The organism is Cellulomonas sp. JZ18, assembly GCF_009720485.1.
GTDB lineage: Bacteria > Actinomycetota > Actinomycetes > Actinomycetales > Cellulomonadaceae > Cellulomonas.
Genome location: NZ_CP045245.1, coordinates 193,594 through 212,885, shown reverse-complemented (window position 1 = coordinate 212,885; position 19,292 = coordinate 193,594). Strand labels below are relative to the sequence as shown.

Here is a 19,292-nt window from a genome sequence, read left to right as displayed (position 1 = left end):
CGCCGTTAGAGTGACGCCCGGTCGCTCGAGGCAACGGGGCGTGCGAAGGCCGTGCCCACCCCCGCCACCCGCCCGTCACACGGGGGTCACCGAGCCCGCGCCGTCCCGAAACATCGAGGCGCCACCCTGCTCCCGCCACCCCAGCCGCGCCGACGTGGAGGCCCTCCCGTGCTCAAGAAGTCCCGCTCCGCCAAGACCGCCACCTGCACCCTGACGTTCGCGCTGCCGACCCCGTCGCTCGACGGGCCGGTGAGCGTCGTCGGGACGTTCAACGACTGGACGCCGGGCGTGCACGTGCTCCGCAAGCGGTCGAACGGCATGTCGAGCGCGGCCGTGACCGTGCCCGCGGGGACGACCGTGACGTTCCGGTACCTCGGCGACGGCGGCAAGTGGTTCGACGAGGTCGAGGCGGACCGCGTGACGAACGAGGGGTCGGTCGTCGCGGTCTGACGCCGTGCACGGGCAGCATGGGCCCGTGCTGCGCGAGGACCGGATCACCGGGGACACCGACTGGACGACACCGGACCCGTCCGACCTCGGGGAGCCGGACCTGCCGTCCTGCGACCCGTCCGGGGTGCTGGCCGGCGGGCACCACCCGTTCGACATCGGGCGACCCGCGGCGTCGACGTTCTACTCGACGGACGACGGGTTCACGCGGTGCGCGCCGCGGCGGGGGCTGGAGCCCGACGAGCTGGCCCGGCTGACGCCGGCGGGCGGCCGGGTGACGACGCACCGGACGGTCGCGGTCGTGCACGGCGACGACCTGGTGCGCGTGTGGCCGCACGGCGGTGCGTTCGCGTACCGGCTGGTGGTGCCGGGGGTCGGCGGGGATGCGGTCGAGGTCGGCGTGCCCGGGTCGGTGCGGCACGCGGTCGTCGTGGCGCGCGTGGTGTCGCGGGCGGCGGGCGTCCCGGTGCTGGTGACGCGCCGCGACGGCGTCCGCGAGCGCGGCCTCTGGCCGACGCACGTGCCGGTGCCGCCCGGCGAGGTCACCGACGACACCGCGTGGGTGTCCCCCGCGGCCGCCGCGTTCGTCCCGCCGGACGTCGTCGACTGCTGCTCCCCCGCCGACCCGACCCTCGGCCCGCTCGTCACCGACCCGTCCGACGTGCGCCCGGGCGTCTACTGGTCGACGAACCACGGCACGACGCGGTGCCTGCTCGAGGGGGAGCTCACGCCCGAGGAGCTGACCGGGCGCATCCCGATGGGGTACACGAACCTGCACCTCGAGGAGCGGCGTGCGGTCGTGCACGACGGCGAGGTGCTGCGGGTGTGGGCGCGGCACCGGGTCGAGCCGGTGCGCGAGCCCGGGCTGCCCGCGGCGTGGCGCGCGCCGGAGGAGTTCCGGCTGCTGGTGGCGGGCGCTGCGGGTGCGGCGGCGGTCCGGCTGACCGCCGAGCCGGACGTCGCCGCGGCCGTGCGCGCGGCGGTCGTGCTGTCGCGGCGGATGCGGGCGACGGTGGTGGTCGGGCGGGAGGTGGCGCAGTGGGCGTGGCACTGAGGGGGCGGTGGGGGTCCGGTCGGGTGGTTCGGCTGGTTCTCGCACTCGGTGTGGCGGGGCTCGCTGTCGTCGCGGGTGTCGCGCTCCTCGGCCGGGGGACGGCGGTCGGGGTCGTGGCGGGGGCCGCGCTGCTGGTCGCGGCTTTCGCCGTGGTGGCCGTGGCCGCGGGCGTTGCACGGGCGGGGGCGCGGACGGCCGCGCGGCACGCGGCTGTGCAGGCACGGCGCCGGAAGGCCGAGGTCGTCGAGGTGTGGGGCGCGGTCGGGCTGTGGGGCGCGCTGGGCGGCGAGAACGCGCGACGGGCGACCGTGCACCCGCGGAGGGCGACCGCGCTGTCGCTCGCGGTGGGCTCGGAGGGGCTGGAGCTGTGGTCGGGGGCGGCGGAGCCGGTGCTCGTGCACTCGCTGCGCTGGCCGGGGATCGAGGGGGTCGCCGCCGGGTCCGGTGCGCTGGGGCGCGGGCGGGTGCGGCCGGCGGTGGTGGTCGTGACGCGTGCGGGGAACCGGCTGGTGCTGGTGCCGGCCCGGCGGGCCGCGGGGGCGGTGCGGACGGCGTCGGAGGGCGACGCGCGCGCGCTGGCGGACCGGTTGGACGGGATGCGCGCCGCGCTCGCCGGGGTGGACGTCGAGCGGGCGCGGGAGACGCGGCGCAGCGGGCGCGAGGCCGGGCGTCGACGGCGCGCCGGGGGCTGACGGGCAGGGCCGCCCGCGCCTCGTCCACAGCCTGACGCGGCCCGGTCGGCGGGTGTCCGGTTCGCGCTAGGTTGTCCGGCATGCCTGGTCGCGGACGGACGTCGTGGCGTGCTCTGACGGCGACGAGCGCGGCCGTCGTCCTGCTGGTCGTGGGTGGGTGCAGCAGGGACGAGGGCGCCGCCCCCGAGCCCTCCCGCTCCACGGCACCGGCCGAGGAGACGCCCGCGCCGACGCCGACGCCGACCGAGGTGGCGCCGCCGGAGCAGCCCGCCGCCATGGCGGAGCCGACGACGGACGGGGCGATCGCGGCGGCGACGTATGTGCTGGCCCTGTACGACTACGCGTACGCGTCGGGCGACGCAGGGCCCTGGGACGCGATCACGCTCGACTCCTGCACCTTCTGCGTGGGCGTCGCTGAGTCGGTCTCCGAGATGGTCGCAGCGGGGCACGTCACCGTTGGGGAGCCCTTCCGCGTGGAGACGGCTCAATCTGTCGAGATCTCGGAGGACCGATGGTTCTCGGTCGACATGAACGTCGTACAACCGCCGTCGCGTGGTGTCGACCAATCCGGAGCGACGGTGAACGAAAACCCGGGAGGTCGCTTTCGCGCTGTCTTCGCGCTGAGCTGGGATCTGGGCTGGCGCGTCGACGAGATGGGGTTCGAGGCGCTCGACGAGTCGACGGCGCCGCTCCCGTGAGATCGCCGCTGACGCTCGTCGCCGCCGCCCTCCTCGTCGCCCTGACCTCGCCCCCCAGCAACGCGAGCGCGGCGGGAATCCCCGAGAGCTATAAGGACCCTCGCGCAGTCCGCGGCGCCACCGGCGCCTCGCGCTCAACTTTCGACCTCTGGGGCTCGTGGGCGCAGTCGGGTTCTGGACGTCCACCAGGTGCGGCGGGCGGGGAGATCAAGGTCGAGACCCAGCACGCCTTCACCTGCTGGGACCCCGATCTCGGCGAGACCCCCGCGCACGAGAACGGCTGGTGCCGGACCGGCGTACCGCAGACCGGCGCCCTCACGTGCGACGCCGAGCTGATCGCACCGACCTGGCGTCGCACCCAGGCCCCCGGCGAGGACTGGTCCGCGTGGGAGCGCCTCGACCAGGGCTCGTGCGGCACCGCCCTGCCGGTCCTCACCGTCGAGGACTTCCGCTCCCTGCCGATACCGGCGCCGACGCTGCGCCTGCAGCCGGACGGCGGCTGGGTGCTCATCAACAAGGAGACGATCGTCCTCACGGACGCGACGCCCGCGCCGCTGCGCACCACCCTCGCCGGCTTCGGCGTCGACGTGGAGGCCGTGCCCGTCCGGTTCACCTACGACTTCGGCGACGGCCACACCCTGGTGACCACCTCACCCGGCAGCCCCTACCCCCACCACGACACGTTCCACGAGTACGAGCAGCCCGGCACGTACGCCGTGACCCTGACGACCGAGTGGGCCGGCCGCTACCGCATCGACGGCGACCCACCTGGCGCGAGGTCACGGGCACCGCCACGACGTCGACCACGTCGGCGCCGTTCGAGGCGCAGGAGCGCAGGTCGCACCTGGTCTCGGGCCTGTGCACTGACCGCCCGAAACCGCCCGACTGCTGACGGCCGCTCGGGCTACTCGCAGCCGACCCCGTCGTCGTCGCGGTCGAGGTGCGGACCGTACCCGGGCTCGCCGCGCCGCACCGGTGCGGCGCCGGCCGCGCGTGCGGCGTCGCAGTTCCGGAACGCGCTGGTCACGCCACCGGGAGCACCACCCGTCGCGGCCCCCGACGACACAGGCGGACGGGAGGCGGCCGCGGCCTCTGCGGCAGCGAGGGCGGCCTCACGTTGCGCCACGGCAGCGACCGCGGCGTCCACCTCCCCCTGCCGCTGGGCCAAGGCGGCCTCACGGGTGGCGAGGTCGGCGGCCTGAGCAGCCACGTTCCCTGCCTCCGACGTCAGTCGCGTCACCTCCGCCTCGGCCGCCCCCAGCTGCGCGCGCAACTCGTCCGCCTCCGCCTGGAGCGCCTCGAGCTCGTCCACGAGCTCGGTGTTCTCGTCGGTCAGCCGCTCCGCGGTCGTCGTGGCCTCGTCGAGCTCGCCGGCCTGCGAGGGTGAGCCACCCGCGCCGACGGCGATCCCGACGAGCAGCGCGACCGCACCGACGAGGGGCGTCAGCCACCGCCGACGCGGCTCCGGCTCGCTGCGCCACAGCTGCCACCCCTCGGGCGGGTCGGGCCAGCCGGGGTCGGGCGACCAGCCCGCGGGCGGGCTCCAGCCCTCCGGGGGCGAGGGCCAGTTGGGGGGCGGGTTGAACACCTGGCGCATGGCTGCCGTCCTCGTCGTCGACATCCGGGTGCACCCACTGTGATCCGGTCGAGCGTCCAGGGGACAGAGTGGACGCGGGTGAGGAAGCGGGTGATTCCGGCAGGGCGCGCAGGGGACGAGGCAGGGCCTGCTGCGCCCCGCGGGGGACGACGATCGACGGCAGCCCTCCCCGGGTCCGCGCACGGGGAGGGACCATCGGGACGAGCTCGGACGACGTACGGCCGATCGGCGGCAGGACGACGGGTCCGCGGTCAGCCCTCGTCCGGCGGCGTCCCCGGCAGACCGCTCCACTCCCACGGCGTGATGCCGGTCCAGCACACGACGCTCACCACCGTCCCGTCGTCCGCGCGCCCGAGGTACACCGGGTAGCCGCCGTCGCCCCACCCCGGGGTGAACAGGACGCCGTCGACGGGGCCGTCGGCGCTCGTGCGCCGCTGCAGGCACACGACGCCGGAGGACGACTCACCTCCCGGGAAGAACGCGTCCACGTAGCCCCAGCCGTCCACCTCGACGCCCACCGGCATCCCGGCGGTCGCCAGGAACCCGCCGTCGCCGCCGTCCGTGCCGAAGAACAGGTCCCGCGCCTCCTCCCAGCGGACGGGGGCGTCGTCGCCGACGCGCACCTCGACGAACGCCACCCGGCGCCCGGAGTACTCGCTCGCCAGCACCGACAGCGCGACGGGCGCCGTGACGGTGGCGGGTGCGACCTGGACGTCGGGCGCCACCGTCGACGCGTACCCGACCTCGTAGCCGTTGCCGGCGTCGATCCGCCCGTCGACGAGCAGCAGGTCACCGGCGTCCTCGACGAGGAGGGGACCGTCCACGGGGATCTCGCCGTAGCGGTCGGGGTCGACGTGCGCGTCGGCGGGGGTCAGGACGCGTGGGCGGAGGTTGGTGCGGGAGTCGTCCGCGGGATCCGTGCCGCACGCGGTGAAGGTGGGGACGACGACGGGGAGCGGGGTGACGTCCATCGGTGAGCCCGGGGCGTCTGCTGCTCGCGACGGGACCGGCGGTCCCGTGGACCCCGCCCCCGGGGCAGGGCCGGCGCAGGCGGTCGCCGACGCCACGACCAGGGCGAGCACGGCGAGGGCGACGGTCCTGCGGGGCACAGCGCACCATCGCAGCGCGGGGCGTCGCGACCGGTCAAGGGGACGTCGGGGCGTTCACCCCGACGCCTGCCACGACCGCAGGGCTACGATGTAGCACATGGCGAGCGTCGGGATCCGCGAGCTCAAGCAGAACGCCTCCGCCGTCGTCGCACGCGTGGCGGCCGGTGAGACGGTCACCGTGACCGACCGCGGCCGGCCGGCCGCTCAGCTCACCCCGATCCCCGCGTCCCCGCTCGCCCGTCTGGTCAAGTCCGGCGCGGCCCGCCCCGCCCGTGGCGACCTCGCTGAACTGCCCGCGCCCCGGCCGGCCCGAGCCGGGCAGCCGTCGCTGTCCGACACGCTCGCCGACATGCGCGACGACGAGCGCTGACGCGTGGCCCACTACCTCGACACCTCGGCGCTGGTGAAGCTCGTCGTCGAGGAGCCCGAGACCGACGCGCTCCGGACGTGGTGGCGGCAGCACGGGACGACGCCGGTCGCCTGCGACCTCGTGCGCACGGAGCTGATGCGCGCCGTGCGCCGCGCCACACCCGAGGCCGCCGTCCAGGCGCACGCGGTGCTCGACGCGCTCGTGCTCCTGCAGGCCACTCCGCGGGTGTTCGACGTCGCCGGACGGCTGGAACCCGCCACGCTCAGGTCGCTGGACGCGATCCACCTGGCCGCCGCGCTCGAGCTCGGGGACGAGCTGGAGGGGATGGTCACGTACGACGAGCGGCTCGCGGAGGCGGCCGAGGCCTACGGGGTGGCGGTGCTGGCGCCGCGGTGATGCCGCGCAGGGCGGCAGCCGGCCACTGAGCTCGCCCCGCCGCCAAACCGATCCGGACGGGGTCGAGCCGCGGCGCTGAGACGCGCTTGGTGCGCTAGGTGCGCACCTGCGACGGCGACAGCGGTTACCTTTCCTCCGTCAGCGGATCGACGGACTTCTCCCCTAGTCGGGAAGACATGTCCCCCGCACGTTCATTCGTGCTGCCTGGGGGACGTCCACGTGCATGCGCTGCGTCGCAGTGCCATCGAACTTGCTGCCGAGGTCGATGCCGGCCCGTCCATCATCGAGGAGCACCTCGCGCGGTTCCTCCACCACGAAGGAGTCGGTGCAGCCAACGAGGGCGAGCGCCGTTCCTGGCGGTCCTCACTACCCGTCCTGGCCAACGACCTGCGCGAGGCCGGCCTCGACGGCGTCCACGTGCTGCTCGAAGCGCGCCTTCCTCTTACCAGCAAGCGCGCGGACGTCATCCTCGCCGGGGTCCACCCGCGCACCGGCCGCAACTCGTACGTCGTGCTCGAGCTCAAGCAGTGGTCCAGCGCCCGCGCCTGGCCCGAGAGCAGCGGCCTCGTGGACGTCCCCGGTGCGCCCTACCGGCCCGCGCTGCACCCGGCACTGCAGGTCGATGGCTACGTCGACTACCTCCGTGACTTCGTGCGCGTCCTCGCCGACGACGACGAGGCGGTGCGAGGCGCCGCCTACCTCCACAACGCCTCCGAGGCGAGCGTCGCCGATCTCCGACGCGCCGAGTCGGGCGCACGGTCGCCGATCTTCACGGGGAACCGCCGCGGCGAGCTCCACGACTGGTTGCGCTCACGGCTGTCGAGCGAGTCCGGGGCGCGAGCCGCAGACGACCTGCTGACCTCGCAGATCGCCCCGTCTAGGCAGCTGCTGTCGGTCGCAGCGCAGGAGGTCCGTGAGCGTGAGCACTTCGTGCTCCTCGACGAGCAGCGCGTCGCGTACGAGCTCGTCCTCGCGGAGGTGCGACGAGCGCGCGAGGCGAACCACAAGACCGCGGTGGTGATCGCGGGCGGCCCGGGAAGCGGGAAGAGCGTCATCGCACTCTCGCTGCTGGGCGAGCTGGCCCGGCAGGGTCGTACGGTGATGCACGCGACCGGCTCACGGTCCTTCACGCAGACCCTCCGCCAGGTGGCGGGCAAGGGATCCCCTCGGACGCGGAACCTCTTCGCCTACTTCAACAGCTTCATGAGCGCGGAGAAGAACGGGTTGGACGTCCTCATCCTCGACGAGGCGCACCGCCTCCGGGTCACCTCGGTCAACCGGTACACGCGTAAGGAGGTGCGCGCGGCGGCCCGTCCTCAGATCGAGGAGCTCTTCGACGCCGCCCGGGTCCCCGTCTTCCTGCTGGACCAGTTCCAGGTCGTGCGCCCCGGCGAGATGGGATCGGTACCGGAGATCGAGCAGCACGCCGCGGCTCGCGGCCTCCAGGTGCGCCACGTCGACCTAAACGCGCAGTTCCGCGCCGGCGGCAGCGACGCCTACCTCGACTGGGTCCTTCGGCTCCTCGGACTGCGCGGCGAAGGCGCAGTCGCGTGGTACGACGAGGACCGCTTCAGCGTCGAGGTCGTCGATACCCCTGAGCAGCTCGAGGAGCGCCTGCAGGCGCAGCTCGACAAGGGTCTCAATGCGCGCATGACCGCCGGCTACTGCTGGCCGTGGAGTGACCCGCGCCCGGACGGCACCCTTGTGGACGACGTCGTCATCGGCACGTGGCGACGGCCCTGGAACCTACGCGGAGACCGCTCCGTCGGTGGTGCGCCCCCTTCCGCCCTCTGGGCCACCGGCGAGGGTGGGTTCGGTCAGGTCGGGTGCGTCTACACCGCACAGGGCTTCGAGTACTCATGGAACGGAGTCATCCTCGGCCCGGACCTGGTGTGGCGGGACGGCCAGTGGGTCGCGCAGCGCGAGCACAACAAGGACCCAGACTTCCGGTCGCGGAAGTCCGTCGACGACGCGACCTTCGACCGGCTCGTGCGGCACGTCTACAAGGTGCTGCTCACCCGAGGGATGGTCGGCACCGTCCTCTACTCCGTCGATGACGAGACGCGGGAGCACCTGCGGTCGCTGGTGAACCCGTCGGCTCCCGCATCCGGGTGACGGTCGTCGAGAGGGGCGGCTCGGTGGCCGATCTCCTCAGGGGAGGTTCCAGACGTGCCGTACGACATCTCGCACTACCTCGACCTGTCGCTGCCTGACGCAGAAGCGCAGTGGCGCTCGGTCCTGGTGCGCGAGGAGGTCGGCCCAGGGGAGAACCAGGTCGACTACCTGCCCGTGGAGACCCTGCTGTGCGCGGCTGGGATGGTCGCACTCGGACACGTCAGCTACGGCAGCGGCTTGGCGACCAAGGGGCCGACACCGATCCCTGAGCTCGCGCGCCTGTTCCGACGTCGTCGCACCAGCATCACGTCCAAGATGGCCAACCTCGAAGGGGGTCGTAGCCGAGGCGGGAAGAGCGACCAACGTCTGTGGGAGGCGCTGCGTGATGACCACGGCCGGCTCTTCGAGCTGTACCGGGTCGTCCTGGCGGCCGCTCGACGGACGGGTGTCACGCCGCAGCAGCTCCCTGACTTCCTCGAGCTCGAGCACTCGGATGCGTTCGAGCTGCTGGGCCAGGACGAGATCGACGAGTCGGCTGTCGAGGTGGCGTTCCGCGAGAGGCTCGACCAGCACCGGGAAGACGGATCAGAGCGACCGTCCGAGCGGCAGGCGCTCGCTCGTGTGCGCATCGACCAGCACCGGTTCGCGAAAGCCGTGCTGATCAACTGCGGCTGGGCGTGCGTCTTCTGCGGCTTCACGCTCGAGGACGCTTCGAGACCCACGCTCCTTCGCGCCAGCCACATCAAACCGTGGCGGTCGAGCGACGACCGCGAACGGCGCGACGTCCGCAACGGCGTGGCCGCCTGCCCTACGCACGACGCCGCATTCGACGCCGGCGACCTGACGTTGAGCGACGACCTCGAGGTCGTGACCTCGGTGCGCGTGGCCTCGTCGAGCAACCCAGCGGTACGACTGATGTTCAATGCTCCATTCCTGCGCCCGCACATCGCGATGCCGGGCGGGTACGTTCCGCGCCTCGACTACCTGCACTGGCACCGGGAGCGGATCTTCCTCAGCTGATCACGTGCTCGACTTCGCCCGATCGGAGCTAGCTTCTCCGTCTGCTTCCACGGAAGCTCGGGTGCATGCCCGACCGCCACGCGCGCTTTGTGCGCAGCGCGCTGACGGGGTCCGAGGCGGACGAGATGGGCGTCGTGGACGAGCTGGCTCAGAGACTCCGGAGGCACCTGGAGGAACGGCGCGACGCGATCGACCGGGTGCACGTGCACCGCGCGTCGAGCTCAGCGGTGCAGGCCGTCGTCAGCGAGCTCGTGCGCGAGATCGGGTTCGACGAGGAGGTCGTGCTGACGCCGCAGGACGGGTTCGTGACGCGCGCCCGCCCAGACTTCGTGTTTCCGCTCGCGCAGGGCCGAGGGATCATCGCTGAGGTCGAACGCGGTGGCACGACCGCGAACAACCACGACCTGAAGGACTTCTGGAAGGTCCACATCGCCCAGGACGCGCAGCACTTGTTCCTGGTCGTGCCGGCCGCGAACTGGAACGAGGCAGGTCAGGCACGCGAGCGACCGTTCGCCCGGGTCACGCACAGGCTTGCGGCGTTCTTCGGCGACCCTCGCCGCGAGGTCGACGTGCTGAGCGCCCACGTGTTCGCGTATGGGAGCGACGCGCCCATCCCCCGTTGAGGCGCACCCTGACGTGATCCCACGGCGTTGTTTCTCCCGACTTCCACCGCCTCCCCCTGCCCGCCCTGGTCCTTAACGGCTACACCGACCGGACGACGGCTGGCACTGGGACGGCTGACCGACGCACCGCGCCGTCACGTCCCCGGGTCCAGCTGCCCCAGCACCTCCTCCACGTCGGCCACGAGCGCCTCCACCCGCGCCTCCTCGGCGGCGAGCTCCTCCCCCGCCACCCGCAGCGCCTCCGCCCGCACGGCCATCTCCGCCTCGTCCCGCACCAGCAGCCCCCGCGCCGCACCCAGCGTCGTCGACGCCGCGGCCATGGGCAGCCGCGTCCCGTCCCGCCAGGTCCACCCCAGCCGCGACCGCGCCTGCTCCCCCGGCGGCATCGCCGCGTACCGCGTCTCCTCCTGCTCGAGCATCGACCGGTACCCGTCGAGCGTCGCGACGTCCGCGGCGAGCTGCGCCCGCGCCTGCGCGTGCTCGTTCCGTCGCGCGCTCAGGGCGGACACCGCGGCGTCCGCGTCGGCGGCGAGCCGATCGAGCCGCCCCTGGAACGCCGTGCTCACCTCGACGAGCGCCGCCCGGTGCGCGACGTACCGCCCGTACAGCGCCTCCAGCCGCGGGTGCAGCCCGCCCTCGCGCCACACTTGCGAGCCGACGTACGCGAAGTGCTCCGTCGGCCGGTTCCCCTCGTACCCGCCGACGGACCCGGCGATCTGCGCGTGGATCGGGTCCGCGGGGTCGATGCCGGCGACGACGTCCCGCAGCAGCTCGGCGGCCTCGCCGCGCTCGGTCGGGGTGAGCTCGTCCCAGGCGGCGTGCAGCAGCTCGTGCGCGGTGGTCTCGACGACGAACCCGTGCAGTCGCGCGTCCGCGGGGACGTAGACGACGATCGACCCGCCGCTGACGTCCGTGCCCGACGCCGGCCGGTAGCACCCGACCGCGCCCTCGGCCCGCACCGCCCGGACGCCCGCGCCGCAGTGCCCGGCGAACTCCGCTGCGCCGAGCAGCTGCGGCCGCGCCCGGTACAGCAGCTCACGCCCCTCCTGCGTCAGGAACATCTCGTCCGCGAGCGCGGCCACCTCCGGCGTCGGCTCGGGGACGCGACCGACGACGAGCCGGTCGAGCCACGCCGCGTCGACGTGCTGGAGCGCGGGCGGCAGGACGCTGACGGCCGTCCAGGCGCACACCGCCGCCACGACGGCGATCACGGCGAGCCGCCGCACGACGCCGCGGCGCGCAGGTGCGACGGGCACGACCGGCACCGGCGTCGCCACGGGCCAGTAGTCGTACGCCCGCGACCTCGTCCCCCGCACCGGTCGGCCCGTGCGCTCGTCGAGCAGCGGCCGCGGAGCCCAGCCGCCCGCCGCTCGCGGCAGGTCGTCCCCGGGGATGCTCACGACCCACGATCGGCACCGCGCACCGGCCCGCTGAGGCGTCGCGACCCGCGCCACCCGGACGCGCGTCCGCCGCGGGTTCATCCTCCTGACTTGCGCATCGACCTCAGCGCCCGGACCACTCAGCCCGCGCGACGGCACCCCCGCCCGTCAACGGCGCGTGTGCGGCCACGTGGGTCAGTCGGCGTCGTGTGAGGTCTCTCCTCGCCCCCTCATCCTCCGACCCGCGTGCAGCACGTGACGAGGCGGAGTCACGTCGCCAGTCCGGCTCCCGTCACGCGCCGTCCGGTCCTCAGCTCACGCGCCGTCCGGTCCTCAGCGCTCCCTGCGCCGCTCGCCGCGCGTCTCCGAACGCACCGGCTCCTCGTCCTGCTCGACGTCGGCCTGCGGGCGCATGCGCGCCTGGTACGCCTTCATGCCCGAGGTGGCCTCGTCGCAGAGCGTCTGGACCTCCTGGACGAGCGCGTCGGCCTCGTCCGGCTGGCTCACCTCGTCCGGGAGGGGCGCATCCTCGGCCTCGGCCGATGCGTGCGCGGTCTCGGCCGGCGCGTCCGCAGCGGAGGGGTGGCCGGCGTCGCCTCGTCGTGCACGGATTGCGCCCACGATCCGCCGACCGAGCTCGACGGCGCCGTACGCGGCCAGCGCCCCGACGCCGACCCCGACGACGATCTTCCCGATCGTCCCGACCGTGTCGGTGTCGTGCTCGTCGTCCGAGTCCGACACGTCCCCGCCATCCGACGTGACGGTGCTCACGGACTGGAACTCGGCGTGGCCGGACAGCTGGCCGTCGCGGAACAGCAGGTTGCTCCGGCCGTCGTTCCCCGGCGTCAGGTCGTCGGAGTACTCCCGGAACCCGTACTCGCGAACGGTGCCCACGGCCAGAGGGTAGCGCCGCTGCCGAGCCGTCCGGCCGTTGTCCCGCCCCTGACCACGGGTGTCGCCGTCCGCGCGTCGGCGCGGCACCACCCACGACGGGTCGGTGCGCACCCCCGGGGACGCAGCGACCACTACGCGTGCCGCCTCACCGCGCCAGCGCCACCCCCCGCTCCGCGAGCTCCGCCACCGTCCACCCCGGCCACCCGTGCACCACGTCCCGCCACTCCTGCGGCACCCCCGACCACCCGTGCACGGCCCCCGCGAGCGCACCCGCGATCGCCGCGACGGTGTCGGTGTCGCTCCCGCCGCGCACGGCGACGTCCAGCACCGACGGCAGGTCCCGCCCGCGCACGACCGCCGACCACGCCGCCCGGAACGCCGACACGACCCACCCGTTGTCGCGGTGGAACGCGACCGGCGGCGCCGCCTCCGCCTCGTCGATCCACGTCTGCCACTGCCCGCGCCGCTCCGCGGGCAGGAGCGGGAGCCCGGCGCGCACGTCCGCGACGCCCGTCGACACCGCCCGTGCGATCGCGTCGCACCACAGCACGCACGCGTCCCCGGCGATCGGGTCGGGGTGCGTCAGGTCGCTGACGACGCGCGCCGCCTCCGCGCGACGCACCGGGTCGGACAGGTACGCCAGTGCCACCGGCGCCGTCCGCATCAACGACCCGTTGCCACCGGCCCGCCCGGTCGCGGCCAGGTGCGCACGCGCGGCGGCCGCCACGTCCGCGGCCGACGTCGACGCCGCCGTCGTCAGCACCGACCGCGTCTGCGCGCCCACGTCGGCGGCCGTCCGGGCCCACGCCGCCCAGCCGGCGGTGACGTCGTCGAGGGACGCGAGCAGGTCTGACCCGCCCTCCGCCGCGGCGAGCCCCACGGCGACCAGCACGGTCGACATCTGCGTGTCGTCGGTCCACTCCCCCGGCTCCCACGCGAACACGCCGCCACCGACCATCCCGACCGGCACGTCGTCCCCGAGCGGCGGTCCGAACTCGTACCCCGCCCCGAGCGCGTCGCCGCAGGCCTGCCCGGCGAGCACCCCGCGGACTCGGTCGACGCGCACGTCGTCCGGGCCGCTCACGCGTCCGACCCGTCCCGCACCGCCGCGACCGCCTCCAGCTCGACGAGCTGGTCGTCGTACCCGAGCACCGTCACGCCCAGCAGCGTGCTCGGCACGTCGTGGTCGCCGAACGCCTCGCGCACCACCTCCCACGCGGTGACGAGGTCGGCCTGGCGCGTCGTCGCGACGAGGACGCGCGTGCTGATGACGTCCTGGAGCCCGGCGCCGGCGTCGCGCAGGGCGACGAGGAGATTGCGGACGCACTGGGCCGCCTGCGCGGCGTGGTCGCCGACGCCGACGGTGCGGCCGTCGTCGTCGAGCGGGCACGCGCCGGCGAGGAAGACGAACCGGGCGTCGGCGGGCGCCGTCGCGGCGTACGCGTACTCGGCGACGTCGGACAGGGTGCCGGAGCGGATGAGGCGGACGGCGGTCATCGAGGTCCTCTCGCAGGTGGGTCGGGAGCAGCGTGGCACGCGGGGCCGACGACGCGGGCGGCGGTGTGGACGGCGGTGCGGACGGCGGCAGCCCGACGAGCCGTCGTCGGTCCCCGCTGGTAGACATGACCGACCGACGTCAGGAGGCCGACGATGTCCGACCCGACCACCACCCCGCCGACCGCCCTGCCCGGCGAGCAGCCCGGCGACGACGCCACCACCGCACCCGACCCCGTGCGCGGCACCGCCCCGCAGAACCAGCCGTACGACGAGGGCGACGGCCTGCCAAACCCGCCGATCACGGCGAACGGCATGCAGAGCGCGCAGACGGGCAGCGCCGGCGGCAGCGGAGGCGCGGGACTCTGACGCACGGGTGCGGCGAGCCAGCCCGCACACCACGCACCAACGCGTCCGCGCACGACGCGCAGCGCGTCCGCGCACGCCGACCAGCGCCCTCAGCGCACGACCCCCAGCGCGACCATCGCGCGCCACCCGGTCGCGATCGTCAGCTCCTCGCCCTCCCACACCGCCCACCCGGCGGCCAGCGCGAGCGCGACGCCGCGCGCCCGGGCGAGCGTCGCCGCCGACACGCCCCCGTACGCCTCGACCGCCGCCGCCAGCCCGTCCGGCGGCAGCGACAGCCAGAGGAACCCGAGGTCGGTCGCGGGATCGCCCCCGGCGACGTCGGCCCAGTCGATGATGCCGCCGAGCCGCCCGTCGTCGCTGAGCAGGTTGTACGGGTGCAGGTCGGCGTGGATCCAGGTCCGCGGCAGGTCGACGGGTGCGGCGAGCGCCTCGGCCCAGATCGCGTCGGCCACGGCCCGGTCGAGCCGCACGCCGCGCTCCGCGGCGGACGCGGCGACGAGGTCCAGCGCGGAGGCGAGCCCGGGGCCGCGCTCGGCGAGCGCCACCGACTGCTCGCGGTTCAACGGCGGCTCCACGCCCGCCGGCACCGGCACGTGGATCTCCGCGAGCGCGCGGCCGAGCGCGGGTCCGGCCTCGACGCCCAGGGGTCGCTCCGACGCCGGCACGCCCGGCAGCCACGTGACGACCGCCCACGGCCACGGGTACACCGCACCCGGCACGCCCACGCGCACCACGCGCTGCGTCGGGAACGTCCACCCGCGGCTCAGCTCGGGCACCCAGCGCAGCTCCGCCTCGAGCGAGCCGACGGACGCCGCGCGCCGCGGCAGCCGCACGGCCAGGTCGTCGCCGAGCCGGTACATCGCCATGTCCCACCCGGAGTGGCGCCGCCCGACGGGCAGCGCGGCCAGGTCCGGGTGCTGCTCGGCGAGCAGGGCGGTGACGACGTCGGCGGAGATCGGCACCTCGTCGGCCGGGGCGGTCACCGCTGACCGCCGCAGGACCGCTCGGGCAGCAGGACGACGCTCACCGACCGCACGCTAGGGCGTCCGCAGGGCCCGCGCCCACGTCTTTGCCCGGGCATCGCCCACGGCTTGCCGCGCCCCTTGCCGCACGATGGGAATCGCTTGCCCGTCGTCGCGCGATGTGACCGAGCGGACACCTCCGGGTACCGGAAAGGGCTAACGACGAGCGCCGGTCGTATCGATACGATCGAGGAGCGACAGCGACCGGCGCGAGAACGCCCGGGCGCACGCCCCCACCCGTCACTCCTCCGATTCCGGAGTCCCCTGTCATGCCCAAGGTCCTGACCGCCGGCCGTCCCTGGCGCGTCATCCTCCTGTTCGCCGTCCCCCTGCTGATCGGCAACGTCGTCCAGCAGCTCTACCACGTCGCCGACGCGATGGTCGTCGGCCGCGTCCTCGGCGTCGACGCGCTCGCCGCCGTCGGCGCGACGGGCGCCCTGACGTTCCTGCTGCTCGGCTTCACCTGGGGCATGACGAGCGGTTTCGCGATCCCGACGGCGCAGGCGTTCGGCGCCGGCGACGCCGCGGGCGTGCGCCGCTCGGTCGCGGCGGGCACGGTCCTGTCCGCCGTCGGCAGCCTCGCGCTGACGGTCGGCGCGCCCTTCGTCGCCGAGCCCGCGCTGCGCCTGCTGCAGACCCCGGAGAACCTCCTCGAGGACGCCACGACCTTCACGGTCGTCACGTTCCTCGGCGGCAGCACGCTGATGTTCTTCAACTACCTCTCGGCGATCATCCGCGCCATCGGCGACTCCCGGACGCCGCTGGTGTTCCTCACCATCAGCTGCCTGCTCAACATCGTGCTGGTGCTCGGGCTCGTCCCGGTGCTCGGCATGGGCGTCGGCGGTGCGGCCCTCGCGACGGTCGTCAGCCAGGGCGTGTCCGTCGCGCTGTGCCTCGCGTACGTGGTCAAGCGCGTGCCCGTGCTGCACGTGCACCGCGACGACTGGCGCGTGACCCGCGAGGACCTCGCCCGCCACCTGCGCATCGGCGTGCCGATGGGCTTCCAGATGTCGGTCATCGCGATCGGCACGCTCGCGGTGCAGGTGCGCCTCAACGAGCTCGGCCCCGACGCCGTCGCCGCGTACACGACGGCCGCGCGCGTCGACGGCCTCGCGGTCGCGCTGCTGCAGTCGCTCGGGCTCGCGGTCTCGACGTTCGTCGCGCAGAACCACGGCGCCGGCCGCCCCGACCGCATCCGCACAGGCGTGGTCCAGGGCGTGTGGATGTCGGTGGTCGGGTCGGTGCTGCTCGGCGCGGTCCTCGTCACAGGCGGGGCGCAGATCGTCGCGCTGTTCGTCGGCCCCGGCGAGGAGCGCGTCGTCTCGATGGCCGCGCACTTCCTGCACGTCAACGGCGCGCTGTACGCGATCCTCGGCGTGCTCTTCGTCCTGCGCGGGGCCCTGCAGGGCCTCGGGCACACGGGCGTCCCGACCGTCACGGGCGTCATCGAGCTCGTCATGCGCGTCGGCGCCGCGATCGTGCTCGGCGCGTCGTTCGGCTTCACCGGCGTCGTCTGGGCGAACCCGCTCGCGTGGCTCGGCGCGGTCGCGCTGCTCGTCCCGGCGTACCTGCGGGCGCACCGGCAGCTCGCGACCGAGCCCGTCCTGCTCGGCGGCGAGGCGCCCGACGTCCTCGTCATGGAGGGCGGCCCGCACGAGGGCTCGGCGGTCATGGACGCGGTCGTGCCGGACGTGGAGGCCGTCGGGACGCACCCGGGCCACGACCGCCGGCCGGGGCAGGACCCGGGCGAGTCGTCCGACGCGACGGCACACGCGGTGCGCGACGACCTCCCGACCCTCAGCGAGGCCGCCGGTCCCTGCCGCTGACGCCCGCCACGTCGGCGCATCCGCCGCCTGGACCGCCCGTTGACCGGCCCCCACGGCCCCGGCAGGGTCAGGTGCGCCCCCGGCCCGCAGCCGTCGACGACCGTCGGCCGGCACCCGGGGGCGCACACGTCTGCAGGGGGCTGCAGCAGCGCTGCAAGGAGGCGGACGATCACCGTCCTCGTCGGGGACGCCGAGGAGACACCATGAGCCCCGAACCGGGACGCGAGAAGCGGTACATCCCGATCAAGGTCCTCTACCTTCTCGGCGTCGTGTGGCTCGCGGCCCTGCCGCTCCTCATCGCCGTCGTCCTCACCGCGCTGCTGCCCGACGTCGGGCGCCTGCGTACCGACGGCGGAGGATGGCGCCTCCTGCACCTGCTGTGGATCTACCCGGTGTTCGCCGTCGTCACCTGGCTCCTCCTCGAACCCCTCGGCCGCCGGGCCGGGCGCGCCACCGGCCCGCTCGGCGCGACCGTCACCGAGACCGTCCTCGCCTGGGTGCTGCTGACCGCGCTGCTCCAGGTCTTCTTCGAGCACCGCGGCGGTGCAGCGATCGCGGCCGCCGTCGCCCTGGCCGCGCTGCGGCCCTTCGCCACGCTCCTCGAACGCACGGCTCCCGACGACGACACCACCGACGCGCCCCGGCCGGCCTGACCAGGAGCCCGGCACGCGTGCCGGGCCGAGGGCGCGTCGGGGGCGGTCGCGTGCCCCCGTGGCGCCGCCGCGCGCGCCGGGCGACGATGGCAGGACGGACGGGACCGGCGTCGGCCCCCGGCGCACCGGGCCCGCCCCGCGAGGAGGGGGGCCCGCATGCTGTCCGACCAGTCCCGACCGGTGATCGAGGCGACGCTGCCGGTCGTCGCCGAGCACATCGGCGAGATCGCACGGCGCTTCTACGGGCACATGTTCGGCGAGCACCCCGAGCTCCTCGACGGCCTGTTCAACCGCGGCAACCAGGCCGAGGGCACGCAGCAGGTCGCGCTCGCCGGGTCCGTCGCGGCGTTCGCCACCGCGCTGCTGCGCGACCCCGAGCAGCTGCCCGAGCGGCTGCTGTCCCGCATCGCGCACAAGCACGCGTCCCTCGGCCTGCGGCCCGACCAGTACCAGGTGGTGCACGACCACCTCTTCTGGGCGATCGGCGACGTGCTCGGCGACGCGGTGACGCCGCAGGTGGCCGCCGCGTGGGACGAGGTCTACTGGCTGATGGCGTACGCGCTGGTCCACATGGAGCGCGGCCTGTACAGCGCGCGCGGCGTGCGGCCGCAGACGGTGTGGCGCGAGTGGGAGGTCGCGGAGAAGGTCCCCGAGACCGACGACGTCGTCACGTTCCGCGTCCGCCGGCGCGACCGCCGTGCGGTCCGCACGTCGCTGCCCGGGCAGTACGTGACCGTGCGCGTCCTGATGCCCGACGGCGTCCACCAGCCCCGGCAGTACAGCCTCACCCGCGCCGACGACGGCGAGCACCGGCAGTTCTCGGTCAAGCGCGTGCGCGGCGGCGGCAAGCCCGACGGCGAGGTGTCGACCCTGCTGTGCGACACGGTGCAGGTGGGCGACACGCTGACGATGTCGGTGCCGTTCGGCGACGTGGTGCTCGACGACTCCGGGCGGCCGATCGTGTTCGTCAGCGCGGGGATCGGCATCACCCCGATGGCGGGGATGCTCTCGCACCTGGTCGCCGCCGGCTCCGACCTGCACGTCACCCTCCTGCACGCCGACGTGCGCGAGGACGCCTTCGCGCTGCGCCACCAGGTGCTCGCCGACGTGCGGGCCCTGCACGGCCACGTGCACGTCTGGTACGAGGAGTCGGACGCCGGCGACCTGCCCGTCGACGGGCGGGCGCAGGGGCGCATGGACCTGGGGCGGGTGCACCTGCGCGGGGACGCCGTGTACTACCTGTGCGGACCGCTGCCGTTCATGAAGGCCGTCCGGGCCGAGCTGCTCGCGCAGGGCGTGGCGCCGCAGGACGTGCAGCACGAGGTGTTCGGCCCCGACCTGTGGCAGGCGGACCTGCTCGGCGAGCCCGCGCCGGGCGAGGTGGCGCGGGGCTGAGGGGCCGGGCGGACGACGCCGCCGCTCCCGCCGCCGCCCGGCGTGCACCCGTCCCGCGCCGAGGCGTCGCGGCCCGCCGCTGCGTCGCCGAGTCCGGCACTCCTGCGGCGAGTCCGGCACGCGTGCGGCGAGTCCGGCG

At 74.6% G+C, this 19,292-nt stretch carries 20 protein-coding genes; 13 read left to right on the top strand and 7 right to left on the bottom strand.

The features are described from left to right. Positions 1-168 precede the first annotated feature (168 nt). The 4 genes from GC089_RS00985 (at position 169) to GC089_RS18640 (ending at position 2,891) form a co-directional block, all read left to right on the top strand. Positions 169-450, top strand: a complete 282-nt coding sequence (locus tag GC089_RS00985; RefSeq protein ID WP_136517815.1) for an isoamylase early set domain-containing protein — start codon at positions 169-171, stop codon at positions 448-450. 25 nt (positions 451-475) lie between these two features. Next, positions 476-1,501 (top strand): hypothetical protein, encoded by a 1,026-nt coding sequence (locus GC089_RS00980; RefSeq protein ID WP_155376109.1) that lies wholly within the window; start codon positions 476-478, stop codon positions 1,499-1,501. A 50-nt stretch (positions 1,502-1,551) separates the two neighbouring features. Then, the gene (locus tag GC089_RS00975) at positions 1,552-2,193 is read left to right on the top strand and encodes a hypothetical protein (RefSeq protein ID WP_155376108.1); all 642 of its coding nucleotides are present in this window, start codon (positions 1,552-1,554) and stop codon (positions 2,191-2,193) included. A gap of 80 nt (positions 2,194-2,273) precedes the next feature. After that, on the top strand, positions 2,274-2,891 hold the full coding sequence (locus GC089_RS18640; RefSeq protein ID WP_230684969.1) for a DUF6318 family protein: 618 nt from the start codon (positions 2,274-2,276) through the stop codon (positions 2,889-2,891). A gap of 904 nt (positions 2,892-3,795) precedes the next feature. On the opposite strand, the gene GC089_RS18630 is transcribed toward GC089_RS18640, so the two are convergent. Together GC089_RS18630 and GC089_RS00960 are read right to left on the bottom strand one after the other, a co-directional pair. Further along, entirely contained in the window at positions 3,796-4,488 is a 693-nt protein-coding gene (locus tag GC089_RS18630) for an excalibur calcium-binding domain-containing protein (protein WP_230684968.1), read from the bottom strand. Between the two features lie 251 nt (positions 4,489-4,739). Further along, positions 4,740-5,459 carry a DUF4241 domain-containing protein gene (locus tag GC089_RS00960; protein WP_155376107.1) on the bottom strand — a complete coding sequence of 240 codons (720 nt, stop codon included), beginning with the start codon at positions 5,457-5,459 and terminating at the stop codon, positions 4,740-4,742. Positions 5,460-5,694: 235 nt separating this feature from the next. On the opposite strand from GC089_RS00960, the gene GC089_RS00955 reads away from it, so the two are divergent. The 5 genes from GC089_RS00955 (at position 5,695) to GC089_RS00935 (ending at position 10,121) form a co-directional block, all read left to right on the top strand. Then, positions 5,695-5,967 (top strand): type II toxin-antitoxin system Phd/YefM family antitoxin, encoded by a 273-nt coding sequence (locus GC089_RS00955; RefSeq protein WP_155376106.1) that lies wholly within the window; start codon positions 5,695-5,697, stop codon positions 5,965-5,967. A 3-nt stretch (positions 5,968-5,970) separates the two neighbouring features. After that, entirely contained in the window at positions 5,971-6,363 is a 393-nt protein-coding gene (locus GC089_RS00950; RefSeq protein ID WP_155376105.1) for a type II toxin-antitoxin system VapC family toxin, read from the top strand. Between the two features lie 219 nt (positions 6,364-6,582). Beyond that, positions 6,583-8,478 (top strand): DUF2075 domain-containing protein, encoded by a 1,896-nt coding sequence (locus tag GC089_RS00945; RefSeq protein ID WP_230684967.1) that lies wholly within the window; start codon positions 6,583-6,585, stop codon positions 8,476-8,478. 54 nt (positions 8,479-8,532) lie between these two features. Continuing rightward, positions 8,533-9,498, top strand: coding sequence for an HNH endonuclease (locus GC089_RS00940; protein WP_155376104.1), 966 nt, complete (start codon positions 8,533-8,535; stop codon positions 9,496-9,498). A 65-nt stretch (positions 9,499-9,563) separates the two neighbouring features. Beyond that, complete coding sequence (locus GC089_RS00935) at positions 9,564-10,121, top strand: hypothetical protein (RefSeq protein ID WP_155376103.1); 558 nt, start codon at positions 9,564-9,566, stop codon at positions 10,119-10,121. A gap of 134 nt (positions 10,122-10,255) precedes the next feature. Here GC089_RS00935 and GC089_RS00930 read toward each other — a convergent pair whose 3' ends face one another. From GC089_RS00930 to GC089_RS00915, 4 genes are all read right to left on the bottom strand, one after another. Continuing rightward, the gene (locus GC089_RS00930; RefSeq protein WP_155376102.1) at positions 10,256-11,521 is read right to left on the bottom strand and encodes a hypothetical protein; all 1,266 of its coding nucleotides are present in this window, start codon (positions 11,519-11,521) and stop codon (positions 10,256-10,258) included. A gap of 312 nt (positions 11,522-11,833) precedes the next feature. Further along, a complete protein-coding gene (locus GC089_RS00925) occupies positions 11,834-12,394 on the bottom strand; it encodes a hypothetical protein (protein ID WP_155376101.1) in 561 nt (186 codons plus the stop codon). A gap of 145 nt (positions 12,395-12,539) precedes the next feature. Continuing rightward, on the bottom strand, positions 12,540-13,478 hold the full coding sequence (locus tag GC089_RS00920; RefSeq protein ID WP_230684966.1) for an ADP-ribosylglycohydrolase family protein: 939 nt from the start codon (positions 13,476-13,478) through the stop codon (positions 12,540-12,542). Next, positions 13,475-13,891: a RidA family protein gene (locus GC089_RS00915; protein WP_155376100.1), complete on the bottom strand. Its 417-nt coding sequence runs from the start codon at positions 13,889-13,891 to the stop codon at positions 13,475-13,477. Before GC089_RS00915 ends, GC089_RS00920 begins: the two co-directional genes overlap by 4 nt. 153 nt (positions 13,892-14,044) lie before the next feature. Between GC089_RS00915 and GC089_RS00910 the strand changes: the two genes are divergently transcribed. After that, positions 14,045-14,257, top strand: coding sequence for a hypothetical protein (locus tag GC089_RS00910; RefSeq protein ID WP_155376099.1), 213 nt, complete (start codon positions 14,045-14,047; stop codon positions 14,255-14,257). Positions 14,258-14,346: 89 nt separating this feature from the next. Here GC089_RS00910 and GC089_RS00905 read toward each other — a convergent pair whose 3' ends face one another. After that, positions 14,347-15,240, bottom strand: a complete 894-nt coding sequence (locus GC089_RS00905; RefSeq protein ID WP_155376098.1) for a phosphotransferase — start codon at positions 15,238-15,240, stop codon at positions 14,347-14,349. A 308-nt stretch (positions 15,241-15,548) separates the two neighbouring features. Between GC089_RS00905 and GC089_RS00900 the strand changes: the two genes are divergently transcribed. From GC089_RS00900 to GC089_RS00890, 3 genes are all read left to right on the top strand, one after another. After that, positions 15,549-17,105 (top strand): MATE family efflux transporter, encoded by a 1,557-nt coding sequence (locus GC089_RS00900; protein ID WP_155376097.1) that lies wholly within the window; start codon positions 15,549-15,551, stop codon positions 17,103-17,105. A 203-nt stretch (positions 17,106-17,308) separates the two neighbouring features. Continuing rightward, positions 17,309-17,758 (top strand): hypothetical protein, encoded by a 450-nt coding sequence (locus GC089_RS00895; protein ID WP_155376096.1) that lies wholly within the window; start codon positions 17,309-17,311, stop codon positions 17,756-17,758. A gap of 156 nt (positions 17,759-17,914) precedes the next feature. Continuing rightward, entirely contained in the window at positions 17,915-19,153 is a 1,239-nt protein-coding gene (locus GC089_RS00890; protein WP_155376095.1) for a globin domain-containing protein, read from the top strand. The last annotated feature ends 139 nt before the right edge of the window (positions 19,154-19,292 follow it).